General features: G+C 53.4%; 19 protein-coding genes. 7 read left to right on the forward strand and 12 right to left on the reverse strand.

From position 1 onward, the window contains the following. Positions 1 to 11: 11 nt before the first annotated feature. A complete protein-coding gene (locus DS878_RS06060) occupies positions 12 to 2,663 on the reverse strand; it encodes a hypothetical protein (protein ID WP_315971918.1) in 2,652 nt (883 codons plus the stop codon). A gap of 225 nt (positions 2,664 to 2,888) precedes the next feature. On the opposite strand from DS878_RS06060, the gene DS878_RS06065 reads away from it, so the two are divergent. Genes DS878_RS06065 through DS878_RS06075 form a run of 3 tightly spaced genes read left to right on the forward strand, consistent with a single transcriptional unit; the run spans position 2,889 to position 8,211 of the window. Then, on the forward strand, positions 2,889 to 4,124 hold the full coding sequence (locus DS878_RS06065; RefSeq protein WP_261977632.1) for a hypothetical protein: 1,236 nt from the start codon (positions 2,889 to 2,891) through the stop codon (positions 4,122 to 4,124). Between the two features lie 7 nt (positions 4,125 to 4,131). Beyond that, positions 4,132 to 6,633, forward strand: coding sequence for a LamG domain-containing protein (locus DS878_RS06070; RefSeq protein ID WP_113815080.1), 2,502 nt, complete (start codon positions 4,132 to 4,134; stop codon positions 6,631 to 6,633). Positions 6,634 to 6,645: 12 nt separating this feature from the next. Then, a complete protein-coding gene (locus tag DS878_RS06075) occupies positions 6,646 to 8,211 on the forward strand; it encodes a general secretion pathway protein GspF (RefSeq protein ID WP_113815081.1) in 1,566 nt (521 codons plus the stop codon). A gap of 11 nt (positions 8,212 to 8,222) precedes the next feature. On the opposite strand, the gene DS878_RS06080 is transcribed toward DS878_RS06075, so the two are convergent. Beyond that, positions 8,223 to 9,113: an FAD:protein FMN transferase gene (locus DS878_RS06080; protein WP_113815440.1), complete on the reverse strand. Its 891-nt coding sequence runs from the start codon at positions 9,111 to 9,113 to the stop codon at positions 8,223 to 8,225. Between the two features lie 133 nt (positions 9,114 to 9,246). Then, the gene (locus tag DS878_RS06085; protein ID WP_113815082.1) at positions 9,247 to 9,777 is read right to left on the reverse strand and encodes a methylated-DNA--[protein]-cysteine S-methyltransferase; all 531 of its coding nucleotides are present in this window, start codon (positions 9,775 to 9,777) and stop codon (positions 9,247 to 9,249) included. A 250-nt stretch (positions 9,778 to 10,027) separates the two neighbouring features. On the opposite strand from DS878_RS06085, the gene DS878_RS06090 reads away from it, so the two are divergent. Both DS878_RS06090 and glpD read left to right on the forward strand, forming a co-directional pair. Beyond that, complete coding sequence (locus tag DS878_RS06090; protein WP_113815083.1) at positions 10,028 to 11,278, forward strand: substrate-binding protein; 1,251 nt, start codon at positions 10,028 to 10,030, stop codon at positions 11,276 to 11,278. A 62-nt stretch (positions 11,279 to 11,340) separates the two neighbouring features. Further along, the gene (glpD, locus tag DS878_RS06095; protein WP_113815084.1) at positions 11,341 to 12,846 is read left to right on the forward strand and encodes a glycerol-3-phosphate dehydrogenase; all 1,506 of its coding nucleotides are present in this window, start codon (positions 11,341 to 11,343) and stop codon (positions 12,844 to 12,846) included. On the opposite strand, the gene DS878_RS06100 is transcribed toward glpD, so the two are convergent. Genes DS878_RS06100 through edd form a run of 3 tightly spaced genes read right to left on the reverse strand, consistent with a single transcriptional unit; the run spans position 12,801 to position 16,242 of the window. Further along, entirely contained in the window at positions 12,801 to 13,412 is a 612-nt protein-coding gene (locus DS878_RS06100) for a uracil-DNA glycosylase family protein (RefSeq protein WP_113815085.1), read from the reverse strand. The two genes, glpD and DS878_RS06100, sit on opposite strands and share 46 nt — an antisense overlap. 47 nt (positions 13,413 to 13,459) lie before the next feature. After that, positions 13,460 to 14,425 (reverse strand): glucokinase, encoded by a 966-nt coding sequence (gene glk / locus DS878_RS06105; RefSeq protein WP_113815086.1) that lies wholly within the window; start codon positions 14,423 to 14,425, stop codon positions 13,460 to 13,462. Then, positions 14,422 to 16,242: a phosphogluconate dehydratase gene (edd, locus tag DS878_RS06110; RefSeq protein WP_113815087.1), complete on the reverse strand. Its 1,821-nt coding sequence runs from the start codon at positions 16,240 to 16,242 to the stop codon at positions 14,422 to 14,424. Before edd ends, glk begins: the two co-directional genes overlap by 4 nt. Before the next feature lie 144 nt (positions 16,243 to 16,386). On the opposite strand from edd, the gene pyk reads away from it, so the two are divergent. After that, positions 16,387 to 17,835, forward strand: coding sequence for a pyruvate kinase (gene pyk, locus DS878_RS06115; protein ID WP_113815088.1), 1,449 nt, complete (start codon positions 16,387 to 16,389; stop codon positions 17,833 to 17,835). On the opposite strand, the gene DS878_RS06120 is transcribed toward pyk, so the two are convergent. Genes DS878_RS06120 through zwf form a run of 3 tightly spaced genes read right to left on the reverse strand, consistent with a single transcriptional unit; the run spans position 17,828 to position 20,700 of the window. After that, positions 17,828 to 18,478, reverse strand: a complete 651-nt coding sequence (locus DS878_RS06120) for a bifunctional 4-hydroxy-2-oxoglutarate aldolase/2-dehydro-3-deoxy-phosphogluconate aldolase (protein WP_113815089.1) — start codon at positions 18,476 to 18,478, stop codon at positions 17,828 to 17,830. The two genes, pyk and DS878_RS06120, sit on opposite strands and share 8 nt — an antisense overlap. 28 nt (positions 18,479 to 18,506) lie before the next feature. Beyond that, a complete protein-coding gene (gene pgl / locus DS878_RS06125) occupies positions 18,507 to 19,226 on the reverse strand; it encodes a 6-phosphogluconolactonase (protein WP_113815090.1) in 720 nt (239 codons plus the stop codon). Beyond that, positions 19,213 to 20,700 (reverse strand): glucose-6-phosphate dehydrogenase, encoded by a 1,488-nt coding sequence (gene zwf / locus DS878_RS06130; protein WP_113815091.1) that lies wholly within the window; start codon positions 20,698 to 20,700, stop codon positions 19,213 to 19,215. Before zwf ends, pgl begins: the two co-directional genes overlap by 14 nt. 215 nt (positions 20,701 to 20,915) lie before the next feature. Between zwf and hexR the strand changes: the two genes are divergently transcribed. Further along, a complete protein-coding gene (gene hexR / locus DS878_RS06135; protein WP_113815092.1) occupies positions 20,916 to 21,794 on the forward strand; it encodes a transcriptional regulator HexR in 879 nt (292 codons plus the stop codon). A 79-nt stretch (positions 21,795 to 21,873) separates the two neighbouring features. Here hexR and DS878_RS06140 read toward each other — a convergent pair whose 3' ends face one another. The 3 genes from DS878_RS06140 to lon all read right to left on the reverse strand — a co-directional run bounded on the left by DS878_RS06140 (position 21,874) and on the right by lon (position 26,772). Further along, complete coding sequence (locus tag DS878_RS06140) at positions 21,874 to 23,727, reverse strand: SurA N-terminal domain-containing protein (RefSeq protein ID WP_113815093.1); 1,854 nt, start codon at positions 23,725 to 23,727, stop codon at positions 21,874 to 21,876. A 116-nt stretch (positions 23,728 to 23,843) separates the two neighbouring features. Continuing rightward, entirely contained in the window at positions 23,844 to 24,116 is a 273-nt protein-coding gene (locus tag DS878_RS06145; RefSeq protein WP_044386154.1) for an HU family DNA-binding protein, read from the reverse strand. 238 nt (positions 24,117 to 24,354) lie between these two features. Then, entirely contained in the window at positions 24,355 to 26,772 is a 2,418-nt protein-coding gene (gene lon / locus DS878_RS06150) for an endopeptidase La (protein ID WP_113815094.1), read from the reverse strand. Positions 26,773 to 26,818 lie beyond the last annotated feature (46 nt).

Here is a 26,818-nt window from a genome sequence, read left to right on the forward strand (position 1 = left end):
GTTGGTCCTGATCAGTCTTCCGGAGCGGCGAAGGGGTTGTTGTAATACTGGGCACCTATATCCAGCCATTCTGATATGAGGCGCAATTCAGCAGGGGACAGAAAATCTTCATGGGTTCCGCCCGGATTGAACACACTCAGGAACCGTGAACTTGCCGAGGCGCCATTGACAGACATACTTGGATTTACCACTACTGGTTCAAGTATGGGTGTTGGCAGGCCTGTTACTTCATCCAGTATCGGATTGCCCTCTTCGTCCCTCAGCACCTCGCCTGTATCAACCATCCTGTCCACCACAACTCCAGCGGCGTTGACCTCCCGCTCATTGTCGGGAAACAACAGCTCGCGATAGGATTTGAAGTGCAATGGCTCGGCGTCTGACGGGCCGTCTGTGAGATCCAGCTGACCCGCAGCAACAGTGTCGACTCCATCAGCATCACTTTCGGTGTGACAACCTGTGCAGGTGTAATCGTCAATCACCAGATCATTCTCGTCCAGAACTTCACGATTCAAGCCCCACAACGGGTGGATATGGGTTTCGTAGTTGATGACCACCCGGCAATTGGCTGCCCATTCGTTCTCACACACCCCAGAAATCGGCTTGGGCGTTTCAAGGTTTTCATAGGCCATGGACAGATCTGCAACACTGCCGTCAAAATCGACCCACTCATCAGCCTGGTACACCGGATCAGGCGAAGGCTCCCGAATGCCCTTCACCCGGGCATAGACCTCAGCCATGGTTTCGCCCATATCTGCAAACAGCGTTGAATCCGTGTTTGGAAAAGGTGCTCCGTTTGTACTCGCACCAGCCCAGACGGATTCCGGGCTGGCATCCGGCCGGCCATGGGATACGGGTGAGCCGGGGTTGTGGCACCCCTTGCACTCAAGGGTTTCGCCGGGTTTGACCGACAGCCAGTTCTGGTGACGAGAGCTTGTTCTGCGCCCCTGGGCGTCCACGACGCTCACCGCAAAGGCCACGTTCGCTGGTACGGCTACCTTCACTGATCCATCGGGCTCAATAGGAGCATATCCCAAAATTTCCCGCATTAGCTGCCCACGGCTACGGCCAAAGGCACTGTTGTCAAAATCACGCACATTCTCATCAGGCATGGACACCGGTTTTTCCAGGCGCAGAAATCTCGCCGGGCGCTCAGCTGCAGATGTCAACAGGGGGTCAGCGGTAGCTGCTATACCATTTGGCGCGGTATCGACGCCGTCCACATCATACACACTACGAATATGCAGAACACCGAAACCTCTGTCAGCTAATTCGGCCTCCTTTCCAGTAACCTGAGCATCAGAGATATATCCCTCAAGCGAGCGCTCACGCATCAGCATGGCTCCGTCAAACTGCTCGCCCTCAGAAGGCTCAACCACTGGCCTTTGAGTACCGTTTGCCACGTCCAGCAGCCAAAGGCCGTAAACGGGCGGCGCGGGAACATAGTCGGCAGATTCCAGACGCTCATCGGTACAATTCACGATCGTGCTGGACGCGACTTCCGTCAGCCGGCAGGGTGTCCAGCTCACAAGGTACCTTCCGCTACCATCCATCAAAGGTGAGATCGAGCCATAGCGCCCTTGCAGCGTCAGTTCTCCATCAAGGGTAATACCGGAGATCAGCGGAACCTGCCCCGTTCCTGCACTGCCATCAATCTTCAGGTCTGCTTCTACATATCCATTTATATCAACCTCGGCGGGAGCAGAGGAGTAATCGTCACTCTCAAAAGGCCGCAACTGGACCAAAAGACCATCGGAATCTGTCTTTCGCGGTTTCAGATACTGCACATTGTTCGCCCCATCGACAGAATCGTGGGAATGACGACCATAAAGATAGGTCAGCCCGGTTCCATCAGGGTTTACACGATATAGGTTGACGCCATTATTGCTGGTCTGGCCGGCGTTATCCCAACGACTGAATACAATGAACCCGTCGTCGGTAACCAGAGGGTCAAGATCATGGCTCTGGTTAAATGTAATCTGCTGAATGTTATCGCCATCGTCATCCATCGTATGCAGCACAAACGCATGAACGTCGAGATTTTCATCAAGGCCGGAAAACTGTCCTTTACCTTCATCCAGCAACACGGCTTTGGACGCGCGCTGCCGGGTTGAGGAAAATACAATCCGACCGTCCGGAAGGTAAGCCGGGGCAATGTCCTGACCGGCTTTAGCGGTTACATCCGAAGTAATTATCCTGCGTAACACATCTGTTGTGCGATCGTACTCCCAGATATTCCACGTAGGCTGATCCTCCTCATCCGCATCTTCTATTTCAGGTGCCCGCATGGCAAACAGAACACGGTTGCCATCATGGGATACGTGAAGGTCTTTGACGTCGTAGCGAAGAAGGCCGTCTTCATCCAGAAACCCAGGGTCAGAAAACGCACGGGAGGACACATCAACCGCGCTTGCATCAATTGATGCACTGGACTTTATAAACAGGCGGGCACCTGGCCGGAATCCGGAAGGATCGGCCAGGTTGTCTTCAATCAGGGCTCCGGTATCTTCATCGAACAGCAATGGCCGTTTCACATAGACAACCGGGTTCTCGACAACAACAGGATCCGCTTGCTGACTGTCCGAACTGGACAAACAGCCGGAAAGCATAACGCTCAGGGCAATCCCTAACCCCGCCGTAATAATGTCATTTGGCTTTTGAGACACGCGTCCTGGCTCCAATTTAAAAAACCTGCATAAATGCCCAGCGGCATCGAAATTCATGACATAAATTAAGTGTGAGCCTTTTAAAGCACTACGGATTTTACGTAAGTAAATGTAATTACGTGCCGCAAGCCACAATTTCGATGCTAATTGCAAGTATAAACTTTTAACAATTGTCAAACTAACCTATTGTGCCCTAGCCAAAATAAAGCCATCGAGGACAGCGACATGAAAGCCCCAGAAAGAATGCGGCCTAACGCATTCAAGGCATGCAGTATGTCACTCCTGATTCTGTTGACCGTCACCTACGCCTGCGCCGCCGGTGCCGGACCAAGAGAACAGGCCAAACGGATTCACGACAGGATTGCAGGCGTACCACCCTCCGAGTCGGTTCTTGATTTAATGGAAGGCTATATTACTGACGGGAACGCGCTCGAAGCAGCAGACCTCGCAATGGACGACCCGGCCTTCTATGACGCGACTCTCAAGAATTTTGCTGCTCCCTGGACAAACGAGGCCATGACCCCCTTCGTCCCGCTTAACGATTACACCGCAACCGTAATCGGCCTGGTCCGGGATGAAGCAGATTTTCGTGAAGTGTTGTATGGCGACGTACTTTATGTAGGGGACTCAGACCTCGGCCTGACCTCATACTCGCCCTCTAACAACACCCATTACGAAGAACTCGAGGAAAGCGGTGAACCCCTGAAAGACGCCCTCCAACGGGTAAACCAGTCGACCTTCAGCGGACTTCCGGCCAGTGCCACCGCCGGCGTTATCACCTCTCGCGCGGCAGCCAGGGCATTCTTCAGCGCCGGCACCAACCGGGCCATGTTCCGGTTCACCCTGATCAACCATATGTGCAGAGATCTGGAACAGGTTGCCGACGTGTCACTGCCTCCGGACAGGATTCGTCAGGATGTGTCCAGAAGCCCTGGCGGTGACAGCAGAGTATTTCTGAACAACTGCGTGGGTTGTCACACAGGCATGGATCCGATGACACAAGCCTTTGCATACTACGACTATGACTATGACCCTGACAGCGATCCCGATGGGGAACTCGGCAGACTTGTTTATAACACCGTTAACGACATTGACCCCGACACCCAGTCGCGGGTGGTGGGTAAATATCACATTAACTCCGCCACGTTTGAACAAGGCTATGTGACGCCTGATGACCAATGGGACAACTACTGGCGACAAGGCACCAACCGCCGTCTGGGCTGGGATCCTGATCTGCCCGGCTCGGGTAATGGTGCAAAAAGTCTGGGCCAGGAGTGGGCTAACTCAGAAGCCTTTGCCGAGTGCCAGGTGGAAAAAGTCTTCAACAACGTGTGTCTTCGACCACCTTCGGACAGTGATGATCGCAACCAGGTCGATGCAATGGTAGCCAGCTTCAAGACTACAGGTTACAACCTGAAGCAAGTATTCGCTGAGTCTGCCGTCTACTGTGCCGGGGAGTAAGAGAGCCATGATAAAAAAAATCCGTCGTCAAAAGAATTCTCTGCGCTCAGCGGCCTCTATCGCAACACTGGTCCTGAGCACGTTACTCCTCAGCGCCTGTGGAGGAGAGTCTACCGAGGCCTTGCCAAATACAGCCGCTAGTTCCGGGTCTACAAGCTACAACGGGCCCAGTCCGGCCAGCGATGATGTACAGAACTTCAAACTCAGCGTCTGGGACAATCTTGTACAAGACAACCGATGCGGCTCCTGTCACGGTACTGGCGGGCAGTCCCCCACATTCGTTGACAGCCAGAACATCAACACGGCTTACGCCCAGGCCAATACAATTGTAGATCTGTCATCCCCTTCCCAGTCGCTGATGGTGACCAAGGTAGCCGGTGGCCACAATTGCTGGGCAACCAGCGACTCCGTCTGCGCCGACATTTTGACTACCTATATTACAAATTGGGCCGGAGGCTCATCAAACTCGGCCAAGACCATAGAACTCAGTGCACCGGCCATAAAAGATCCGGGAAATACGGTGAGCCTGCCCGATGACCCTACCGATTTCAGCAACACTGTCTACCCGGTTCTGGAAGACTTCTGCAGCGAATGCCACGGAGACAACGGTCAGACTCCTTACATTGCCAGTAGCAATATAGAAACCGCCTATGAGCAGTCCAAGAGCCGGATTGACCTGAACACACCAGCCAATTCACGCCTGGTAGTAAGGTTGGCGTTTGATGCTCACAACTGCTGGACGGAAGACTGCGAGAGTGATGCAGCCATCATGGAATCGAAAATTCTGGAACTGTCCGGACTGCAGGAACTTCAGCCGGTGGATCCTGAACTGCTCACCAGTAAAGCTCTGGTTCTTGACAGTGACGGCCTTCTGGCCAACGCAGGCGGGCGCTTTGAAGATAACATCATTGCCCTTTATGAGTTCAAGGCCGGCGAAGGCCAGACAGCCTTCGATACCAGCGGTGTATCTCCTGCCCTCAACCTGACCCTCATCGGAAATGTGGACTGGGTTGGAGGATGGGGCATAGACATAGGCCCGGAAGTGCAAACTGAACAAGGCGGCACTGTGCCGGCAGGTAAAGCCCAGGGCTCTACCGCAGACAGCAGCAAGCTGCACACATTGCTGACCGGAACCGGTGAATACGCTATCGAGGCCTGGGTAGCCCCTGGCAACATTACTCAGGAAGATGCCAGGATTGTCACCTATTCCGGATCTGCCACTACGCGCAACATGACACTGAGCCAGTCGCTGCAACGGTATGAAGTATTGCACCGCAGTACGACCAGCGATGAAAACACTCCGTTTGCTACACAAGATGGCGATAAGCTTCTGCAGGCCACCCTGCAACATGTTGTCGTAAACTATTCCCCTGGAACAGGCCGGCAGATCTTCGTAAACGGCCAACCTTCCGGGGACATTGACCCTGACGATGCCGGACTGCTCTCCGAGTGGGACGATAGCTTTGCACTGGTACTGGGCAACGAAACCGATGGGAATTCGCCCTGGCAGGGTGCCATTCGTATGGTAGCCATCCATGAGCGCGCCCTTACTCCGGAACAGGTTCTCGCCAACTTCGAAGTAGGTGTTGGCCAGAAGTTCTTCCTGCTGTTTAACGTATCTGATCTTGTTGATCTGGCTGAAAGCTATATTGTTTTCGAGGTAAGTCAGTTCGACAGCTTCAGCTATAGGTTCACCAGTCCCTTCTTTATAAGCCTTGATGAAACGGTCGAGCCTTCCAACATCCCGCTTCAGGGCATGCGCCTTGGCATAAACGGTAAAGAAGCCGCTGTAGGCCAGGCCTGGGCAAATCTGGACCTGGTTCTGGATAGCGAATTCTACGAGCCCGGGACAGGTCAGCCACTATCTCGTCTGGGTACGATCATAGCCCTGGAAAACGGGCCCGAAACCGATGAGTTCTTCCTGACGTTTGACCGACTGGGCAGTAACACCTATGCGCGCACGGAGTCTGCTCTGCCCAGCGAAGCAGAACCAGCAGATCTGGAACCCTCATCAGACATTGGTTTGAAGACCTTTGACGAGATCAACGAGTCTATGGCCCGCATGACCGGCGTTTCAAAAACTCAACCGGCCGTCCTGAACACCTTCACTACCGTCAAGCAACAACTGCCGACCATCGAAAATATCGACGGCTTTTTGTCGTCTCATCAGATGGCTGTTACCCAGATGGCGATTCAGTATTGCGATGCCCTCATCTCCGATGGGGTGGCAAGGGCAGACTTTTTCCCTGGGTTTGACTTCTCTGCACCTGCAGAAACGGCATTTGATCACGGCGGGAAAAGCCTGGTTACCGGCCCGCTGTTAGCCCGATTCGTTGGAGAAAACCTGTCGACGCAGCCTACAGTACTGGAAGTTGAAACAGAACTGGGCTCCCTGATTGACAGGCTGTCTGATTGTGGTACCGGCGGCTGCTCGGATGACCGTACCGAAACAATTGTTAAAGCAAGTTGTGCTGCTGTTCTTGGCAGCGCCACTACACTGGTTCAGTAGAGGATAACGCTCATGTTTATACGCAAATCCCGTAAACGGCCACTGGCCAATGGCGAGCCCCTCTTTCACAGCGACCACGCGCGGCCACGTACCCGCAGGGAATTCATTGCCCAAGGCATGATGGCAGGTACAGCAACAGTGTTTGGTGCCTCGATATTCAGCCTGTTCGGAAACCCTCGAATGGCGTCGGCTGCGCTTTCCTCAGACCTGGAAAGCCTGAAAAGTGGCTGTGGCATTGCCGTTCAGGGGGCCGGCAAAATTCCGTTTATCTGTTTCGACCTGGCTGGCGGCGCAAATATAGCCGGCTCCAATGTACTGATGGGCAAATCCGGCGGTCAGATGGATTTTCTGAGTACAGCGGGCTACAGCAAACTCGGACTGCCAGGTGATATGCTGCCGAACGATCCAGCGTTTGTGAATGAAGAACTGGGGCTGGCGTTTCACTCCGACAGTGCCTTCCTGCGCGGTATACAGCAAAGCACCAGTGCTGGCACCCGCGCCGCCACCAATGGCGCAATCATCGCTGCCCGCTCGGAAAATGATACTGGTAACAACCCCCACAACCCGATGTACGGCATCAACAAGGCCGGTGCGGACGGCTCCCTGCTATCACTGGTTGGCTCGCAAAGCACTGATTCAGGCGGTAACTCATTGTCACCGATGGACCTGATCAATCCCCAAGTGAGACCTACCAAGATTGACAGACCGTCCGATGTAACCGGACTGGTAGATGTGGGTGACCTGATCGGTATTCTTGACCAGGGCGACGCCGTGGCCGTTATGGAATCCATTCAGCGCATCAGCGATAAAAAAATGGACAAGGTAAACACCGGCATCTCAACAGATGAAGTTGTTAAGGACCTGGTTCGCTGTGGCTATATCAAGAGTGCAGACCTGGCAGACCGCTTTGGTAACCCGGCAGACCTTGATCCGATGGCGGATCCGGACATCGTCGGCCCCGGCGGAATATTCTCAAGTACTGAGTTCAACAGTAGTCGTGATTTCCAGAAAACAGCCTCAGTCATGAAACTGGTTCTGAGCGGCTACGCTGGAGCAGGCACCATTACCATGGGTGGCTACGACTATCATACTGGTGAACGCGGAACCGGAGAGCGCAGAGATGAACTCGCGGGACGCTGTATGGGAGCCTGCCTGGAATACGCAGCAAGAGTGGGGATGCCCCTGATGCTGTATGTATTCAGTGATGGTTCCGTTTCCAGCAACGGGCGTATTGATGACTCTGAAGATGCCCGCGGCAAAGGCGAGTGGACAGGCGACAACCAACAGACAGCCGCCTCATTCTTCCTTGTTTACAATCCTAACGGGCGCCCTACCCCTATCCGCAATCAGATCGGGTTTATGCGCGCAGATGGGTCCGTAGAAACCGCCTCCAGTCCTGCTGCAAACAATGTAAACCAGCTGGTTCAGACCGTTTTGCTGAACTATATGGCGCTTCATGGTGAACAGGCAGACTTCGCTTCGACGTTCATGGGGCATGGACTTGGCAACACAGCCAGTCAGGAAAGGCTGATTGCATTTGATAGTGTGGTCAACGGTACAATCCCATCTCAACCCTGAGGGCAGCCACTTCATTTTTCCGGGGGCGCCAGGCCCTCGGAAAAATGCATCACCCGCTTGTCGTCAATTATAATCGCATCGATGCCAGGTAACCTTTCGATCATCTCCAGCCCCTTCTCCGGCCCAAGCACGAATACCGCTGTAGACAACCCATCCGTTGTCAGCGCATTGTCACCAATAATTGTAACGCTCTGCACACCGCGCACAGATTTACCGGTGCCCGGCGACAGTATGTGATGAACACGCTCTCCCTGATCATTGATAAAAAAGCGCTCATAATCACCTGACGTGGATATGGCAACATTTTCCAGTGGTAACACAACAGCACTGCGATCCTCCGAGCGTGGATCCCGGACACCCACAATCCATGGGTTTCCACGTTTATCCCCTAAAAGACGCAGATCGCCACCCGCACTGAGCCGCGCGTGGCGGACGCCTGCGCGCACAAGGCGCTCAATGCCCAGATCTACTGCGTAGCCTTTCGCAATACCCCCCAGGTCAATCAACAGACCTTTCTGACGATAAAAAACAGTATGCTCCGCCTTATCCAGAATCACGTCCTGATAATGTATGTGGCCAAGCCTTGAGCGGATATCATCCTCAGATGGCTGTTGGTGCGCCCTGTAGTCATACAGGTAACCTACAGATCCGAAGCTGACATCAAAGGCTCCACCGCTGAGTTCTGACACTTCTTCTGCCTTTTCCAGCACCTGGAAAAGACCGGGGCTTACCTTTACCGGCTTATCTGCAGCATGGAGATTGAGGATCGAGAGCTCGGAATCCTCGCGATAACGGCTCATATTCCTGTCTACCTGATGAAACACCGCCATAACTTCTTCAGCAATGGCATCAGCCGCATCCTGATCACTGAACCAGAACTCCAGTTCCACCGGGGTCGTCATTGCCGTATCTGTGTATTTATACCACTGCGCACGAGCCTCAAACGAAGACCCAATAAGCAACATAAGCCATAGGAGTGATCGCAAGCCGGCGCCGCGCCTGTTCGTCAGAAGCATCATAAATTTGTTTTTCCCATTAGCGATCAGACAACCCCTGTTCGTGACTTAATAACGCCTGCTTACGCCTCACGCCCCATCGATACCCGGAAAGGCTGCCATCTCCGCGAAGTATACGGTGACATGGAATAACGACAGCCAGCGGATTGGCGGCACAGGCACCAGCTACCGCCCTTGAAGCAGAAGGCACGCCCATACGCCGGGCGATTTCACCATAGCTGGCCGAACTGCCAGAGGGGATTTCCTGAAGTGCACGCCAGACTCTGCGCTGGAAGTCTGTACCACGAAGGTCAAGTTGCACTGAAAGCGGTCTGCGACTGTCAATGAGGTAATTCATAACACCTGCAAACCACTCCGCCCGGGAATTATTGGCATGCTCGAGTATGGCATTCGGAAATCGGCGGGCCAGTTCGGCCACCAATTCCTCTGGAGACTCACCCGGCAACACCGCACAAACGCCAGCCACCGTGCGTGCGACCAGAACTTCACCGAGGTAACAGTGCCCCGTCTGCCAGGCGATGAGTTCTCCTAACACACTTTTGCCCGACATTTGTGGCCCCTCCCGGGTTTCTCAGTTCTACAATTCACGCTTTCGTGACAAATAAAAGCATGGGTCATGTCTGTATGCGTACAAGCGTACAATTTTTTACGCGAATTTCCACTTTATGTCTGTCTGCTGGACTTATAATCGCATGCGAGATTATCCTTCATCCGGAATGTCAGACAGTCGCCTTTACACACAACAACTCTCAGGGCGTCTGCTTTTCGTATTACATCTAATAAAAGTAAATGGAGTTTTTATGAATCCCGCAAAAGCACTTCTGGCAGCTTGTCTGCTCATTCTTGCTGCAAGTACAGTAGCCGCAGAAACTCTCAAGATCGGCCTCAACTATCCCCAAACGGGACGCTACAAAGATCAGGGCCTGCAACAGCGGCTGGGCGCTTTTCTCGCTGTGGACGAAATCAATAAAGCAGGCGGTGTAAGGGGACAGCAACTTGAACTGATTATCCGCAACAGCCGGAGCGAACCAGATAAGGGAGCGAGAAATACCGCTGACCTGATTGACAACGAAGGTGTCCAGATGGTGTTCGGTGGTGTATCCAGTGGCGTCGCCATTGCCTCCGGCAAAGCAGCCCGTGACCGCAACCGGGTCTATTTTGGCACCCTCACCTACTCCAACGCGACAACCGGGAGCGAAGCACACACTCACATGTTCCGGGAACCGTACAACGCCTGGATGACGGCCAAGGTTCTCAGCCAATACCTGAACCGAAACCACGCGGATGAAGACTATTTCTACATTACTGCAGACTACACCTGGGGCTGGTCTGTAGAGGAATCGGTGCGCAAATTTACCGGCACCGAAGACACCAAACGCCATTTTGGTGTAAAAACCCCTTTCCCCCGAGCCTATGTTAACGATTTTCAAAGCGCCCTGAATCAGGCCGAGGCAAGCGGAGCCAAAGTGTTGATGCTGGTGCTGTTTGGAGAAGACATGGTTCGCGCACTTAACGTGGCCTACGAAATGGGTCTGACCAAGAAAATGCAAGTGGTTGTGCCCAACCTGACTCTGGGCATGGCCCGCCAGGTCGGCCCGACCATTATGGAAGGTGTTGTCGGCGGCAGCCCCTGGGTATGGAACGTGCCCTACGAGCTGGACTACCCGCGCGGCAAGGAGTTTGTGGAAACCTTCTCAAAACGCTATGAAATGCGCCCGTCCACGGCTGCGGCGTCGGCCTACAGCATTGTTTATCAATACAAGGATGCCGTGGAGCGTGCAGGAACCACCAACACCCAGTCAGTTATTCGCGCTCTCGAGGGACACAGGTACACCTTCCTGAAGGATGAACAATACTGGCGTGAGTTCGACCACCAGAATGTACAGTCTGTTTATGTGGTCAAAGTCAAACCCCGGGAAACGATCATGGCCGACCCATTCGGCTCGGATTACTTCAGCATTGTTGAATCCATGCCCGGGGAAAACGCGGTTCAAACCAGGCAAGAATGGGAAGCTCGCCGCAGAGCGGCAGGCAAGCCTCTGAGCCTGTAACAACCCGGCCTGTATTTCAGGCACAATAGCTGCTGTGAAAACTTTCTGATGGAGGTTCTACTTTGCAGCAGCAATCATTCGACCTTGTCGTTATAGGCGGTGGCGTCAATGGCACCGGAATTGCCATGGACGCCGCAGGGCGGGGCCTGAAAGTCCTGCTTTGCGAAATGAATGACCTGGCCTCCGCTACCTCTTCCAGCAGCAGCAAGCTCATTCATGGTGGTTTGCGCTACCTGGAGCACTATGAGTTCAGGTTAGTTCGGGAGGCTCTTGCAGAGCGCGAAGCCCTTTTGCGCAATTCGCCTCATATTATGTGGCCAATGCGCTTTCGCCTCCCACACCAGCCACACCTGCGTCCGGGCTGGATGATCCGCACAGGCCTTTTCCTTTATGATCACCTTGCGAGACGTGAGTTGCTGCCGGGATCCCGATCCATCACCTTTGGCAGTGACAGCCCCCTTAAGCCAGAAATCACCAAGGGGTTCGAATACTCAGACGGCTGGGTGGATGACGCTCGCCTTGTTGTGCTCATGGCCCGCAAAGCCGCACAACTTGGAGCCTCTATTCGCCCCAGAACCCGCTGCACCAAAGCTTCTCGTGGAAAAGGCAGCTGGACGATAAGCCTGCAAGACAGTATCTCAGGTGCAGAAACAGAAATTTCTTCAAAAGCCTTAGTAAACGCATCTGGCCCCTGGGCCAGCAAACTCTTTTCGGGAATCATCACGGCCCCGGCACCAAAACAGATTCGCCTGGTAAAAGGCAGTCATATAGTTGTGCCTCGCCTGAACACCAGCGATGAGGCCTATATTCTGCAAAACGAAGATGAACGCATAGTCTTTGTAATCCCTTATGAAGAGAAGTTTTCCCTCATAGGTACTACCGATGTGGACTACGAAGGGGATCCATCTCTTGCCCGCATATCACAGGATGAAATCAGCTACCTGCTGAAAATCGTTAATACTTATTTCCGGAACCAGACAACCTCTAAAGACATCGTCTGGTCCTATTCCGGAGTAAGACCTCTCATTGATGATGAAGAAGATGCGCAAAAAGCCTCGCGGGACTATTCCTATGAACTGGACCACAAAGACGGCCAGGCACCACTTGTCTCAATTTTCGGCGGCAAAATAACCACATACCGTAAGCTTGCAGAAGTTGCCACAGACAAACTTTGCGAGTTCTTCCCCACAGCTGGCGCTCCCTGGACCCACAATGCGGTGCTTCCGGGAGGAAACTTCAACAGCAAGGCATCGCTTCAGGCTGCGCTGGAAAAAGAGTTTCCATGGCTGCCTCCGGAACTTGGGCAGCGTTATGTAAGAACCTATGGCACGGCATGCAGAAACATTCTTGACGGCACTGGGTCTGTTGCGGATCTGGGCACTCTCTTCACTGGCAACCTTTACCAGAGAGAGGTGGACTATCTTGTGTCACGGGAATGGGCAATGACAGCAGAGGACATCCTCTGGCGTCGTACCAAGCAGGGGCTTTACGCATCAGAAACACAGACTCTGGCACTGGAGAGTTATCTGTTGTCCGATACTGATAAAAGCCCGGAAACCCGCGCCTGAAGCTCTGGAATCACCTCTGCCTCAAACCAGGGATTCCGGCGCAACCACAGGTTATTCCGCGGGCTGGGATGGGGCATGGGCAACACTTCTGGCCAGTAATGACGCCAGTTCCTGACATTTTCAGTTACAGACTTCTTACCGTCCGGAAGGTGCCAGGCGTGGGCATATTGGCCTATCACCAAAGTCAGTCCGATATTGGACAAGCGGTCCAGTAAGGCATTGCGCCAGGCGGGTGCGCATTCCGGCCGTGGCGGCAAATCACCGGACTTCCCGGTACCGGGATAACAGAACCCCATAGGAAGGATGGCCAGTTCCCGTTCATCGTAAAATGTTTCCCGCGTAATGCCCATCCACTGCCGGAGTCGATCACCGCTGGGATCATTGAATGGCAGACCGGTTTCGTGCACCCGCTTTCCCGGTGCCTGCCCCACCACCAGAATTCGCGATGTCTGTGACAGCTGTACGATAGGCCGGGGCCCATAAGGCAAGACATCCGCACAGATCGTACAGGCGCGTACCCGGCGAACCAGTTCATCAAACGGCAATTGAGCAAGGGTATTGTTCATTGTTTCACCTTATCCCGGCAACGGCATAAATCCCATTGTCCGTCACTCTACACTTCCGGGTTACCCAAAGCTTCAGCCACTCCCAAAAGGCCTGTATAAGGGTCGTTTACAACGTAAACCGGTGTACTTTCCAGCATGGAGCGCATGCGCCCCTTATCCTCGAAACCCCGCTGAAACGGGCTTGCGAGAAAAAAATCCAGCATTCTGGGTACTATGCCCCCACACAAATACACGCCACCTGTACTTCCAAGGGTCAGAACCGCATTGCCCGCCACCCTGCCGAGAAGTTCGCAGAAATGATTCAATGTATGTCGCGCCAGGGGGTCACCTGCCTCTATTGCGGCCATAGTGATGGCTTCAGGCGTGCAAAGCGGTGCGCCTACACCCTGAATCTCAGCATGTGTCCGGTAGAGGTTCAGCAGTCCTTCCCCGCACAGAACCCTCTCCACAGACACCCGCCCGAACTTAGCTTTGAGAATTTTCAGGATGGACATCTCTGTATCGTCTGTAGGGGCGAAATCTACATGCCCACCTTCTGTGGCCAGAGGAACCCAGCCATTGCTGACTGGAACCAGACCGGATACACCCAGACCAGTGCCTGGCCCGATGACGAGTCGGGGACGACTGCCATCGCCAGGGCCGCCGCAAACATGAACCAGCTGCTTATCTGAAACATGAGGGACTCCCAAAGCCATCGCAGTGAAATCATTAATCACCCTGAAGCCCGTCCAGCCAAATCGTCTGCGCACGGAATCAATATCAAACTGCCAGCTGTTATTAGTCATTTTCACGGCAGTACCCTGCACCGGCGAGGCAACTGCAAGACAGGCATCGTGCAACGAACCAACACCAGCCTTTTCCAGGTAGTGCTCTATTGCATCATCCAGAGTCCCATAATCCCGACACCGCAGAACCTCAATCATCCGGGGCCGGACCTTCCCCCTCTCTGTCAACGCAAAACGGGCATTAGTGCCACCTATATCACCCACCAGGGAATAATCGGCAGTAATCATGCCTCGTGGTTCCAGAAAACACAGGCTCCTTCTTCAGCAGTCCCCACAGAGCGTCTCATCCAGCCAAACAACTCTCTTCCATAATCCTGGTGATAACCAGACAAATCCTGTGTTGCCGGTTCACGTTGTGCAAATTCAACCTCGTCGACAGCAACCGACAAGATCCCCTTATCAGCATCCAGAGATATCAGGTCACCATCACGAACCCTTGCCAGAGGCCCTCCTTCGAGAGCTTCCGGATAAACATGGATTGCCGCCGGAACCTTGCCCGATGCGCCGGACATGCGGCCATCGGTAACCAGGCCAACCCTGAAACCCCGATCCTGCAATACCCCAAGGTAGGGCGTCAGTTTGTGTAGCTCAGGCATGCCATTGGATTTAGGCCCTTGAAACCGAACGATGACAATACAGTCCTTGTCCAGATCGCCCGCATCAAAGGCGGCTTTCAGTTCGTTCTGGTCGTTGAAAACCACCGCTTCCGCTTCAATTTTGCGATGCTCCCGGGCAACGGCCGATACCTTGATAATGCCGCGACCCAGATTACCATCCAGCACCTTTAACCCGCCGTCAGGAGCAAATGGCGCGGCAACCGAACTCAATACGCCCGGATTCAGGCTTTTCTCCGGAGCGGCTTGCCAGACCAGCCTGTCACCTTCCAGAACAGGTGTACGTGTGTATTGTTCAAGACCATGCCCGACAACTGTCTCCACATCGTTGTGCAGGTAGCCTCCTTCAAGGAGCTCACGGATCAGGAAAGGTGTACCTCCGGCCTCGTGAAAAGCATTTACATCTTCCTCACCATTGGGGTAAACACGAGTCATGGATGGAACCACGGAAGACAACTCCGCATAGTCGTTCCAGTCAATCAGGACGCCGGCAGCGCGGGCTATCGCCACCCAGTGCAGCGTGTGATTGGTGGACCCACCTGTCGCCAGAAGCGCAACCAGCGCATTGACGATGGTTTTTTCGCAAATCATATCTCCCAGGCCGAGATTACCGCCCTGGGGCCTGGACAAGCGGATAACCTGCTCTGTTGCCGCGCGCGTCAGCTGGTCCCTTAATGGCGTGCCTGGATTTACAAACGCCGCTCCCGGCAGATGCAGCCCCATGACTTCAACCAGTAACTGATTACTGTTGGCCGTTCCGTAAAAAGTGCAGGTGCCCGGGCTGTGATAGGATTTGCTTTCAGCCTCCAAAAGCTCGTCTTTTCCCAGTTTCCCCTCTGCATATAGTTGACGGATACGCTGTTTTTCCTTGTTGGGCAGGCCCGAAGGCATGGGGCCTGCAGGCACAAGGATACCGGGCAGATAACCGAAGCTCAGGGCTCCAATCAACAACCCCGGAACAATCTTGTCGCAGATACCCAGCAACAGTGTGGCATCAAACATATTGTGGCTCAGAGCGACTGCGGTGCTCATGGCGATGGTATCCCGGGAAAACAGGCTGAGTTCCATACCCGGCTGCCCCTGGGTCACCCCGTCACACATGGCGGGCGTGCCACCGGCGAACTGGGCTACGGACCCCATTCCATGAGCAGCCTCGCGGATAACGTCCGGGAATGCGGCATAGGGCTGATGTGCAGAAAGCATGTCATTATATGCAGACACTATGGCCACGTTGGCTTTGTTCATCAGCTTCAGAGTGTCTTTATCTTCCTGGTGACAAGCCGCGAAACCGTGGGCAAGATTACCGCAGGAAAGAGAATTGCGATGTGGTGAGTGGGATTTCAGCTCGCTCATTCGAGCCAGATAATTCTGCCGGGATGGTCGACTGCGTTCGATGATTCGCCGGGTGACTCTGTCTACGACAGCATGCATATCAGGCTCCTTTGCTCAAAGCAGATTTAATGACATATGGACGTAATTTTACGTTCTTTTTTTGGTATCATCACCCTTATGTCATAATTTAGTCATGATTTTTTGACACATTTACTACCTATCAAACCTTGAAGGGATAACAACATGCTCAGGCGTACCAAGATTGTCGCTACCTTAGGCCCCGCCACAGACTCTACCGAATCGCTGGCTGCCATTATAGCCGCAGGTATTGATGTCGCCCGCCTCAACTTTTCCCACGGCAGCGCAGAAGAACACATCAAGCGAGCACAACGGGTTCGACAGGCAGCTGCTGCCCAGGGCCGTTTCGTAGCCCTGCTTGCAGACCTTCAGGGTCCCAAGCTTCGCATTGCCCGCTTTACTGACAATAAAGTTATCCTTAAAGCAGGGCAAACTTTTGTACTGGATGCTGCAATGGACAAGGAAGCCGGTACGGACGAACGTGTCGGCATTGATTATGAGCAGCTCATTGATGATGTGGCGCCTGGAGACATCCTTGTTCTGGACGATGGTCGTATCGAAATGGAAGTGCAGTCAGTCGATGACCACAGCATTACGTCCTCGGTTCTGATCGGCGGACCGCTCTCCAACAACAAGGGCCTTAACAAACGTGGCGGCGGGCTTTCTGCCGACGCTCTGACGGATAAAGACAAGGAAGACATAGTCACAGCTGCACGTCTTGGGGCCGACTACGTTGCAGTATCGTTTGTCCGCACCGCCGAAGATATGCACACCGCTCGCCAGCTTCTGAAAGAAGCCGGTTCCGAAGCGGGTCTGGTTGCAAAAATCGAGCGCGCAGAACTGGCCCACGACGAAGCCGCTCTGGATGCGGTTATCGAGGCTTCAGATGTAGTAATGGTGGCGCGCGGCGACCTCGCCGTCGAAATCGGTGACGCAGAGCTCGTAGGCGTACAGAAACACATCATTGCCCGCGCCCGGGTTCTGGACCGTGCGGTTATTACCGCAACCCAGATGATGGAATCCATGATCACCAGCCCTATGCCAACACGCGCAGAGGTGTCTGATGTGGCGAACGCTGTAATGGACTACACAGATGCCGTTATGTTGTCTGCCGAGACGGCAGTGGGTGATTATCCGGTAGAAGCTGTAGAGGCAATGGTGCGCATATGTATCGGTGCGGAAAAGCACCCGACAATGCACCAGTCCAACCACCGGATTCATGAAAGCATGGAGCTTGTCGATGAGGCCATTGCCTTGTCCGCCATGTATGCGGCAAATCACCTTAAAGGTGTAACGGCGATCATTTGCATGACGGAAACGGGCGCCACGCCCAGACTGATGTCCCGCATCAAATCCAGTCTTCCGATCTTTGCGTATTCACGGCACCACAGCACCCAGCACAGGGTTGTTATGTATCGTGGCGTTCAGACAATTCCATTCGATTCTGCGAAGATTCTGAATGAGCAAACCAACGCGCTTGCTGTAGCGGAGCTGGTGAACCGGAAAGTGGTAAGCAAGGGCGACCTGGTGGTTATCACCAAGGGTGACTACGTGAATGCCCAGGGTGGAACCAACACCATGAAGATTGTACGCGTTGGCTCCGATATCAGCTGATATCGGATAAGCTACCCCGGGCTATCTCTGCGATCTTCGCCCAGTCTTTCTTCGCAACAGCATCGGCTGGCGTCAGCCAGCTACCGCCAACAGTCTGCACATTGCCCAGGGACAGATAGTCCCGGGCAGTGTCGCGGCGAACGCCACCCGTCGGACAGAAGGTTGCATCCGGGAATGGGCCGCTGAATGCTTTCAGTGCGGGGGTTCCCCCCGCCACTTCCGCAGGGAAAAACTTGAATTCCCGATACCCCTTACCGTAACCGAGCATCAGTTCAGAGGCGGTTGAAATACCGGGTAAAAGTGGCGACTCTGAGGTTAATGCAAATTCGAGAAGCTCTTCTGTGACCCCGGGAGTAACTATAAACTGGGCGCCAGCGGCTTCTGCCTGGCGATACTGGGCAAGGCAGGTCACTGTTCCAGCACCAACCCAGGCTTCCGGGATAGCTTCCCGCACACGCTCAATTGCCTTAAGCCCATGCTCTGTGCGCAGGGTTATTTCCATCACGCAAATTCCACCATCAAACAGGGCCTGACAAAGCGGCACAGCTTCATCCAGATGTTTTATGGTGATAACAGGCATCAATGGCGAAGCCTTCAAAACAGTCCTGATCCGATCGCGATGAAAACCCGATATCTGGCTCATGCTTCTCTCCATATGTGATTTAGAAGGACTAGGGGCTCCAGAAAACCTGCAAGCCGGGTTTCAGGAAGCCACGTACAGGCATATCAAGAAGGTCATCCTGCTGACCAAAAGCCCGCTTCAATGTTTCCAGCTTTTCACCACCCTTGAGGTGCAGCGCCGTATAGCGGGCCTCACGCATCAAGGCATAGGTTAGCGTGATGCGCTTTTGGGCCTGCGATGGCGGTGTCATAGCAGCAACCACTTCCCGGCTTTCCGTGTCCATAGCATGAACCAGCTCAGGAGCATCCGGAAACAGGGACGCTGTGTGGCCGTCATTCCCCATTCCCAAAATCAATACATCCAGTGGGCGCGTCAGGTTTGCAAGCTCCTTTCTGGCAGCCTCCAGACCGTCTTCGGGAGTATCCCCTTTCTGCTTCAATGAAAAATACGTCGCAGCCGCTGCGTTATTTTGTAGCAGATTTTCTTTTACCAGCCTGGTGTTGCTGGCTGCATCGGTTTCATCTACCCAGCGTTCATCCGCCAGGACAACATCCACCCTGTTCCAGTCCAGGTCTTTCAGAGACAATGCACGGAAAAACGGCAGAGGCGTAGACCCACCTGAAACCGCAAGGCTTACGCGCCTGGCCACCAAAAGCCGACCGTTGAGAAACTCTGCAACTGCACTGGCAAGTTCCAGTGCCACCTGTTGCGCCGAGTCACCCAAATGAGCCTCCACACCGGCCGGCCAAACCATATCAGGCGTCTTCATACCAGCTCCTTCCATCACGAGTAATCATCGCAATGGAGGCTACCGGACCCCAGGTTCCTGCGGCATATCGCTTGGGAGGATCACCGCCGTCACTCCAGTTCCTGATAATCTGGTCCACCCAGCGCCAGGCATACTCCACCTCATCGCGCCGCACGAACAGGTACTGGTTACCTTTCATGATCTCCCATAGCAAACGTTCATAGGCATCAGGAATCCGTTCGGCTTCAAATGTCTCCGAAAACGTCAGTTCAAGCGGACCCTGTCGTAGCCGCATCCCCTTATGCAAGCCCTGATCTTTCGTAAGTATTTTGAGAGACATACCTTCATCCGGCTGCAACCGGATGATCAGCTTGTTGTTTGCCAGATGCTTCTGGTCAGGATCAAAAATATAGTGAGGAGCAGGCTTGAAATGAATAATAATCTGAGACAACTTTTCCGGTAGACGCTTACCCGTACGTATATAAAACGGAACTCCCGACCAGCGCCAGTTATCGATTTCAACTTTCAGCGCTACAAATGTCTCTGTTTCACTTCTTTTGTTGGCCCCCTCTTCTTCCAGATATCCGGGAACCGGCTTTCCGATACTGGTACCAGCCGTGTACTGGCCACGCACCACATAACTTTCCATCATATCCGGTGTGATTGTCCGAAGAGCCTTGAGCACTTTCACCTTTTCATCACGGATACTGTCGGCGGATAAATCAGAGGGCGGATCCATGGCTATCAGGCATAACAGCTGCAGCATGTGATTCTGAATCATGTCCCGGATCTGCCCGGCCTTGTCAAAATAACCCCAGCGACCCTCAATACCTACGCTCTCGGCAACTGTGATTTCCACATGAGAAATATGATTCTGGTCCCACTGGGAGGCGAAAAGATTATTGGCAAAGCGGAGCGCAATAAGGTTTTGAACAGTTTCTTTACCGAGGTAGTGGTCGATCCGGAAGAGCTGGCTTTCTTTATAAACCTCGCCAAGTTCGTCATTTATGACCCGGGAAGATTCAAGGTCGTGACCGATAGGCTTCTCAACAACAACCCGCGTCTTTTCTGTACAGCAACTGGCTGAGCGGAGATTGCGGGCAATAACACCGTACATGGCTGGTGGGGTGGCCATATAAACGATCAGCTCATTACTTCTCTCACAGTTCCCGCCTTCGCGCCAATCGTTGAGAACCCCGAACGCCTTCTCATCCTGGAAATCCAGGACCTGGTATTCCACCCTCTGCAAAAAAGCCTCAGCTACCGAACGATCAAACTCTTCGGGCTTTACGCTCTGTTCCAGCCTTTCCAATAGCTGCTTGCGAACTGCTGCGGTATCGAGTTCCCGCCGGGCAAGTGCCAGTATTCTGCTGTCATTCGCCAGAAGGCCGGCTCGCTCAAGCTGATAAAAAGCAGGGAACAGTTTACGCTGGGCAAGGTCGCCCAGAGCCCCGAACAGCATGATGTCACAACGATTTGTGATCCTGTTGACCATCGGGTATACCTCTCAGGTGAATCAGGCCACAGAATTACGCGCCTGCTCTAACACTTCAATGTAGTAATTCTATCCAAATAATGACACTAGTCCCGGATTAATCCAAGGGCGTTATCAGGCTATTGATACGTTTACTACCCAAAATACGTTAAAATCCCGGTATACTCAGTCCGCTTTGAATAACCATCCTGCAAAGGATTCAGGGAGTAGCTTTGATGGCTGTAAATCAGGCACATCGTGACGAGAATCTACTGGAAGACATCCAGTCCCGACTGGACACTCTGAACAAGTCAGAGCGCAAGGTAGCAGAGGCTATCCTGCGAGATCCAAGCGCCGCCACCCGTTACAGTATTGCCGCCCTGGCCCGAGCATCAAACGTCAGTGAGCCAACGGTCAACCGGTTTTGCAGGGGATTTTCGGCCACAGGTTTTCCGGATTTCAAAATCCGGCTCGCGCAGAGTATTGCCACGGGAATACCCTATATCGGCCAGAACATAGAGCCCGACGATACGGTTGCTGAGTTTGCCGACAAGATCATGATGAGTACCATTGCCAACCTCGATAAAGCCCGCCAGGCACTGAATCCGCGAGCACTGGCAACGGCCATTGACTATCTGATCCAGGCCCGGCAAATCAATTTTTTTGGTATGGGCGGCTCGGCATCGGTCGCTCTGGATGCTCAACACAAGTTTTTCCGCTTTAACCTGCCGGTCATGTCCTATGACGACGCGCTTATGCAGCGAATGGTAGCCGCTGGCGCCAGTGTCGGGGATGTTATCGTCATGATTTCCTATACCGGGCGTACCAGAGAAACCGTCGATATAGCACGGATTGCCAGGGACAATGGCGCGACCGTCATTGGTATCACAACACCAGACTCCCCATTGGCAGAAGTCTGCACTGTTGCCCTGGAAGTTACCGCACCAGAAGACATCGAGGTTTACATGCCTATGTCTTCCAGAATAATACATCTGACCGTTATAGATATCCTGGCTACGGGCGTTACCCTCAAACGCGGCACCGACTTTCTGGGACATCTGAAAAAAATCAAAGACAGCCTTAAACCCACCCGTCTTCCTTCAAATCCTGACTGAGAGCTCACCGGACGACAGACAGCAAAAAAAAACCGGACAACTCAGGTTGTCCGGTTTTTTTATGGGTACCGCCGCTTCTTTATGGCCGGGATACTTCCGCGCTGTTTCTCAAAAACTGCTGATAAGCTGCGTATTCACGCTGACCTTCAAGAGATGCCAGGAACTTGCGCAACTGATCCAGATCTGCGCTGCCCTCTTCTGCATCACCCTCATTCACAGCGTCCAGAGCAACAACCGCAACGCCTGTTCGCGTCATGGCAATGCCATAACTCGCGGCTTCCTCACTGGGGCGTGGAAGAGCGAACACTGTCTGCAGAATCTGCGGCTCAACACTCGCCGAGTTCCTTGCCTGCGCCTCAAACAGTTCCCAGTCACCCGCATTCTGGGTATCCAGAGACTCACCTGCCTCAAGACTGGCAACAATGGCCTCAGCACGCGCCTCAAGCAGTTCCCAGGACTTACGCGCTTCCAGATTGGCACGGATGTCATCCTGCAAATCCTCAAGAGCCATTTGTTGGGCCTCACGGTGCTCACGAACCCGGGCAACAACAGAAACATTATCTCCAACGTCAATCAGCTCTGTGTTGTACCCACTTTCAAGAACGTCTTCAGAGAAAAGTTGACGAACCAGCCCGGCGTGATCAAATGGTGCCTGTCCGCCATCTCTCGTAATGCCCTGGGCCTCACGAATCTCCAGACCAAGTTCTTCCGCCGGCCCTATGAGATCATCTGCGGCATAGGCCGAGTCAGCCAGCTCCGAACGCACTTCTGCATACTTTTCCTGAGCACGTTCGAGGGCCAGCTCACCACGTAGCTGCTGTTCAAGCTCTTCCAATGGGGGAACCTCTGATCGACGAACATCATCGAGGCGGATCAGGTGCACACCAAAGCTGGTTTTAACCGGGCTGGAAACCTGGCCCTCTTCCAGGGCAAACAAAGCTTCTTCAAAACCTTCGTCATAAACGCCCCGACCGGCATAACCCAAATCACCACCCTGTTTGGCAGACACCGTATCAACAGAGAACTCTTTGGCCAGTTCCTCAAAGCTCTCACCAGCCTCCAGGCGCTCCTGAATGGCTGCCATTGTTTGTTCTGCGTCTGCCCCGTCCTCAATCAGAATATGGGACGCACGGCGCTCTTCACGAGCCAGATCGCCGGCGCGCTGCTGGTAGTATGCTTCAAGCTCTTCCTGATCAATCTCGATCTTCTCTGCCAACGCACCCAGTGACAAGGTTATGTAGGCAGCATCCACCTGTTCCGGCTGCCTGAATGCATCCTTGTTGTCCTCATAGAAGGCCTCAACGTCTGCGTCTGTAACCTCAACGTCATCAGCCACTACACTTGCAGGAAGCTGAACAACACGAAAGTTCCGGGTCTGATTCTGGATACTCAGCAACCCGGATGCATTCGCCTCAGCAACAAGACCGCTCTGCATGATGCCGCTGCGAATCTGATTCACCACATACTGCTTGCGCATGGCTTCGCGGAATTCACCTACCCCCATGCCCAGGTTACGCACCGAAGCAACAAAGCGGTCACGGTTAAATTGCCCGTCAACCTGAAACTGTGGCATTTGAGTAATCAGAGCATCGATGTCCGCATCACTGAGCGCAAGGCCCTGAGCACTGGCATCCTGAATAAGCACCTGTTCCTGAATCAGGGCATCAAGCACATCCGCACGGATCTGGTCCTCATTCAGCATTGTCGGATCAGGCCGTTCCATGCTGGAAAGGCGACGCTGACTCTCCATCTGAACAACCCGCAGAAATTCCCGCTCGGTAATATCTTCACCATTGACAGTAGCTACTTCCGGCTCACCGGAGAAACCACCAACAATGGCATCCATTCCCCAAATGGAGAGAGACACGATCAATAGACCGATAATGATCTTGGCAATAGTGCCTTGGGAATTTTCCCGCATATCTTGAAGCATGTTTCTCCCGAACCCCTCTGCCGGTGCACTTAACGTAAAAAGGCGCACCCTGTCGGAATGCGCCTTGAATTCTTCTTGGCAACTCCCTTTGACAGGAGTCGCCGGAGAAAGAACCGTTACTTAACGGCGTCTTTCAGAGCCTTACCTGCTTTAAAGCCAGGCACTTTAGAGGCTGCAATCTTGATCTCAGCACCCGTTTGCGGGTTGCGGCCTGTACGCGCAGCACGATCTTTCACTGAGAAAGTACCAAAACCGATCAGAGTAACCTGATCGCCTTTTTTGAGGGCACCGGTGATAGAGTTGGTCATTGCGTCCAGAGCACGGCCAGCGGCGGCTTTGGAAATATCTGCAGATTCTGCAATTGCATCGATTAGTTCGGACTTGTTCACACTAAACCCCTTCGCTATCAGGTTGAAGATGTCATAGGTCGGATTGTTTTTTCTAGGACGTTCCCGACTATCGCATAAGCGGTCAGAGAATTCCATTCTTCGGTTTTCTTATTCCTTTCGGCATTAAACCGGTGTTCGGAATAGGCACATGCTGCGCGGGAGCCCTTGGTATTGGCTGCTTCACGGCGAAACAGTTATACCAACGGGCTCTCAGGCATGTCAACAACTCATCTCGGGTTTAATGTGTATTTATGCGCTCTGCACTATCTTTTTCATCGTCATGGGGCTTCCCTGAACCTGCTTCAGCAGGCTTGTCAGACGTGTGAGGCCCGGGGGCATAAGCCAAAGCAATATCCAGAACTTCGTCAATCCATTTGACCGGACGTATCTCCAGTGACGCCTTGATATTTTCCGGTATCTCTTTGAGATCCCTGACATTTTCATCAGGGATAATAATCGTCTTGATACCACCACGATGAGCCGCCAGGAGCTTTTCCTTCAACCCGCCAATAGCAAGAACCCGACCCCGAAGTGTGATTTCTCCGGTCATCGCAACGTCTGCACGCACCGGTATTTTGGTTAATGCAGAAACCAGTGCTGTGCACATCCCGATACCCGCACTTGGACCATCTTTAGGCGTTGCTCCCTCAGGTACATGCACGTGCAAGTCATGCTTTTCGTGAAAATCGTCGGCTATACCCAGACCCGGTGCACGGCTTCTGACAACCGTAAGAGCCGTCTGAATGGATTCCTGCATCACGTCACCGAGGGAGCCGGTTTTAACAACCCTGCCCTTGCCCGGCGTCAGAGCACACTCAATTGTAAGTAACTCGCCACCTACCTGAGTCCAGGCAAGACCGGTTACCTGACCGACCTGATTGGTCTCTTCTGCCAACCCAAAGCTGACCTTGCGTACACCTGAATAATGCTCCAGCATTTCCGGCTCAATGGTCACAGTCGCCTTATCGCTGGCTTCCACATGCTCCCGAACGACTTTCCTGCATATCTTGGCGATTTCACGCTCCAGGCCACGAACACCGGCCTCCCGAGTGTAGTAACGTATCAGATCACGCAGGGTTGCTTCCGGAAGCGTCAGCTCATCCTTACGCAACCCGTTCGCCTTGATCTGCTTGGGTAGCAGGTAGCGCAAGGCAATATTCACTTTCTCATCTTCGGTGTAACCCGGAATCCGGATAATTTCCATTCGGTCCAGCAACGCTGGCGGGATATTCATGGAATTCGACGTACACACGAACATAACATCCGAAAGATCGTAATCAACTTCCAGATAATGATCATTGAATGTGTGGTTCTGTTCAGGGTCCAGAACTTCCAGCAAAGCTGACGCAGGGTCTCCTCGGTGGTCCATCCCCATCTTGTCGATTTCATCGAACAGAAACAGTGGGTTCTTGACACCTACTTTCGCCAATTTCTGCAGCAGTTTGCCTGGCAGCGCGCCAATATAGGTCTTACGATGGCCGCGAATTTCGGCCTCATCGCGCACCCCGCCCAGCGCCATTCTCGTATACTTACGATTTGTGGCACGGGCAATAGACTGACCAAGGGATGTTTTGCCAACACCTGGAGGCCCTACAAGGCACAGCACGGGGCCTTTCACCTTTTTTACACGGCTTTGTACAGCAAGGTATTCGAGAATGCGCTGTTTGACCTCATCAAGGCCATAATGGTCCTGATCAAGAATCTCCCGTGCTTTTTCAATGTCATGGCGTACACGACTGCGCTTTTTCCAGGGCACAGCCAGCATCCAGTCAATGTAACCACGAACCACCGTGGCTTCGGCCGACATGGGCGACATCATCTTCAGCTTGTTCAGCTCTGATTCCGTCTTTTTGCGAGCCTCTTCAGGCAGGCCGGCTTCTTCGATCTTCTGCTCCAGCTCTTCGAAATCATTACTACCTTCGCCGAGGTTACCCATTTCTTTCTGGATAGCCTTCATCTGCTCGTTCAGGTAGTACTCTCGCTGGCTGCGTTCCATCTGCTTCTTGACGCGACCCCGGATTCTCTTCTCAACTTCAATCAGGTCGATTTCCCCGTCAAGCTTGCCCAGCAGCAGCTCCACACGGCGATTAATATCCAGCGCTTCGAGCAGCTCCTGCTTTTCCGGAATACGCATTTCAAGGTGGGCAGCCATAGTGTCTGTCAGACGCTCCAGTTCGTCGATTCCAGACAAAGCATTGGAGACCTCCGCAGGCACCTTCTTGGAGAGTTTCACGTATTTCTCAAACTCGTCTATCAAGGTTTTCACGAGCACTTCTTCTTCGTGCGCGGGCAGGCCTTCCTCATCCATCAGCGTCGCGGCGCCGGTAAGGTATTCCGTTTCGGTAATATTACTCAATACAGCCCGGGCATTACCCTCTACCAGCACCTTTACGGTACCGTCGGGAAGCCGCAGCATCTGCAGCACTGTCGCCAACGTGCCCATTTCAAACACATCATCCGGGCCAGGCTCATCCGTAGAGGCATCCCGCTGGGCTACCAAAAGGATTTCCTTGCTTCCATCCATCGCGGCTTCCAGAGCCTGGATGGATTTTTCGCGGCCCACAAACAGGGGGACCACCATGTGCGGGAATACCACCACGTCACGGAGTGGGAGCATCGGGTATTCTTGCACGATATCTTCGGGTATCCGGGTCATAAGGAATCCTCTGACGGTGTTTCTTTCAGCATACCACTCTTAATTG

Origin of the sequence: Marinobacter sp. F3R11 (assembly GCF_003318275.1) — a bacterium.
Lineage (GTDB): Bacteria > Pseudomonadota > Gammaproteobacteria > Pseudomonadales > Oleiphilaceae > Marinobacter.

Coding starts and splice junctions, on each gene's coding strand:
- DS878_RS06065 (WP_261977632.1), top strand. CDS start 2,889: ATGAAAGCCCCAGAAAGAATGCGGCCTAACGCATTCAAGGCATGCAGT.
- DS878_RS06070 (WP_113815080.1), top strand. CDS start 4,132: ATGATAAAAAAAATCCGTCGTCAAAAGAATTCTCTGCGCTCAGCGGCC.
- DS878_RS06075 (WP_113815081.1), top strand. CDS start 6,646: ATGTTTATACGCAAATCCCGTAAACGGCCACTGGCCAATGGCGAGCCC.
- DS878_RS06080 (WP_113815440.1), bottom strand. CDS start 9,113: ATGACGACCCCGGTGGAACTGGAGTTCTGGTTCAGTGATCAGGATGCG.
- DS878_RS06085 (WP_113815082.1), bottom strand. CDS start 9,777: ATGTCGGGCAAAAGTGTGTTAGGAGAACTCATCGCCTGGCAGACGGGG.
- DS878_RS06090 (WP_113815083.1), top strand. CDS start 10,028: ATGAATCCCGCAAAAGCACTTCTGGCAGCTTGTCTGCTCATTCTTGCT.
- DS878_RS06100 (WP_113815085.1), bottom strand. CDS start 13,412: ATGAACAATACCCTTGCTCAATTGCCGTTTGATGAACTGGTTCGCCGG.
- glk (WP_113815086.1), bottom strand. CDS start 14,425: ATGATTACTGCCGATTATTCCCTGGTGGGTGATATAGGTGGCACTAAT.
- edd (WP_113815087.1), bottom strand. CDS start 16,242: ATGCATGCTGTCGTAGACAGAGTCACCCGGCGAATCATCGAACGCAGT.
- pyk (WP_113815088.1), top strand. CDS start 16,387: ATGCTCAGGCGTACCAAGATTGTCGCTACCTTAGGCCCCGCCACAGAC.
- DS878_RS06120 (WP_113815089.1), bottom strand. CDS start 18,478: ATGAGCCAGATATCGGGTTTTCATCGCGATCGGATCAGGACTGTTTTG.
- pgl (WP_113815090.1), bottom strand. CDS start 19,226: ATGAAGACGCCTGATATGGTTTGGCCGGCCGGTGTGGAGGCTCATTTG.
- zwf (WP_113815091.1), bottom strand. CDS start 20,700: ATGGTCAACAGGATCACAAATCGTTGTGACATCATGCTGTTCGGGGCT.
- hexR (WP_113815092.1), top strand. CDS start 20,916: ATGGCTGTAAATCAGGCACATCGTGACGAGAATCTACTGGAAGACATC.
- DS878_RS06140 (WP_113815093.1), bottom strand. CDS start 23,727: ATGCTTCAAGATATGCGGGAAAATTCCCAAGGCACTATTGCCAAGATC.
- lon (WP_113815094.1), bottom strand. CDS start 26,772: ATGACCCGGATACCCGAAGATATCGTGCAAGAATACCCGATGCTCCCA.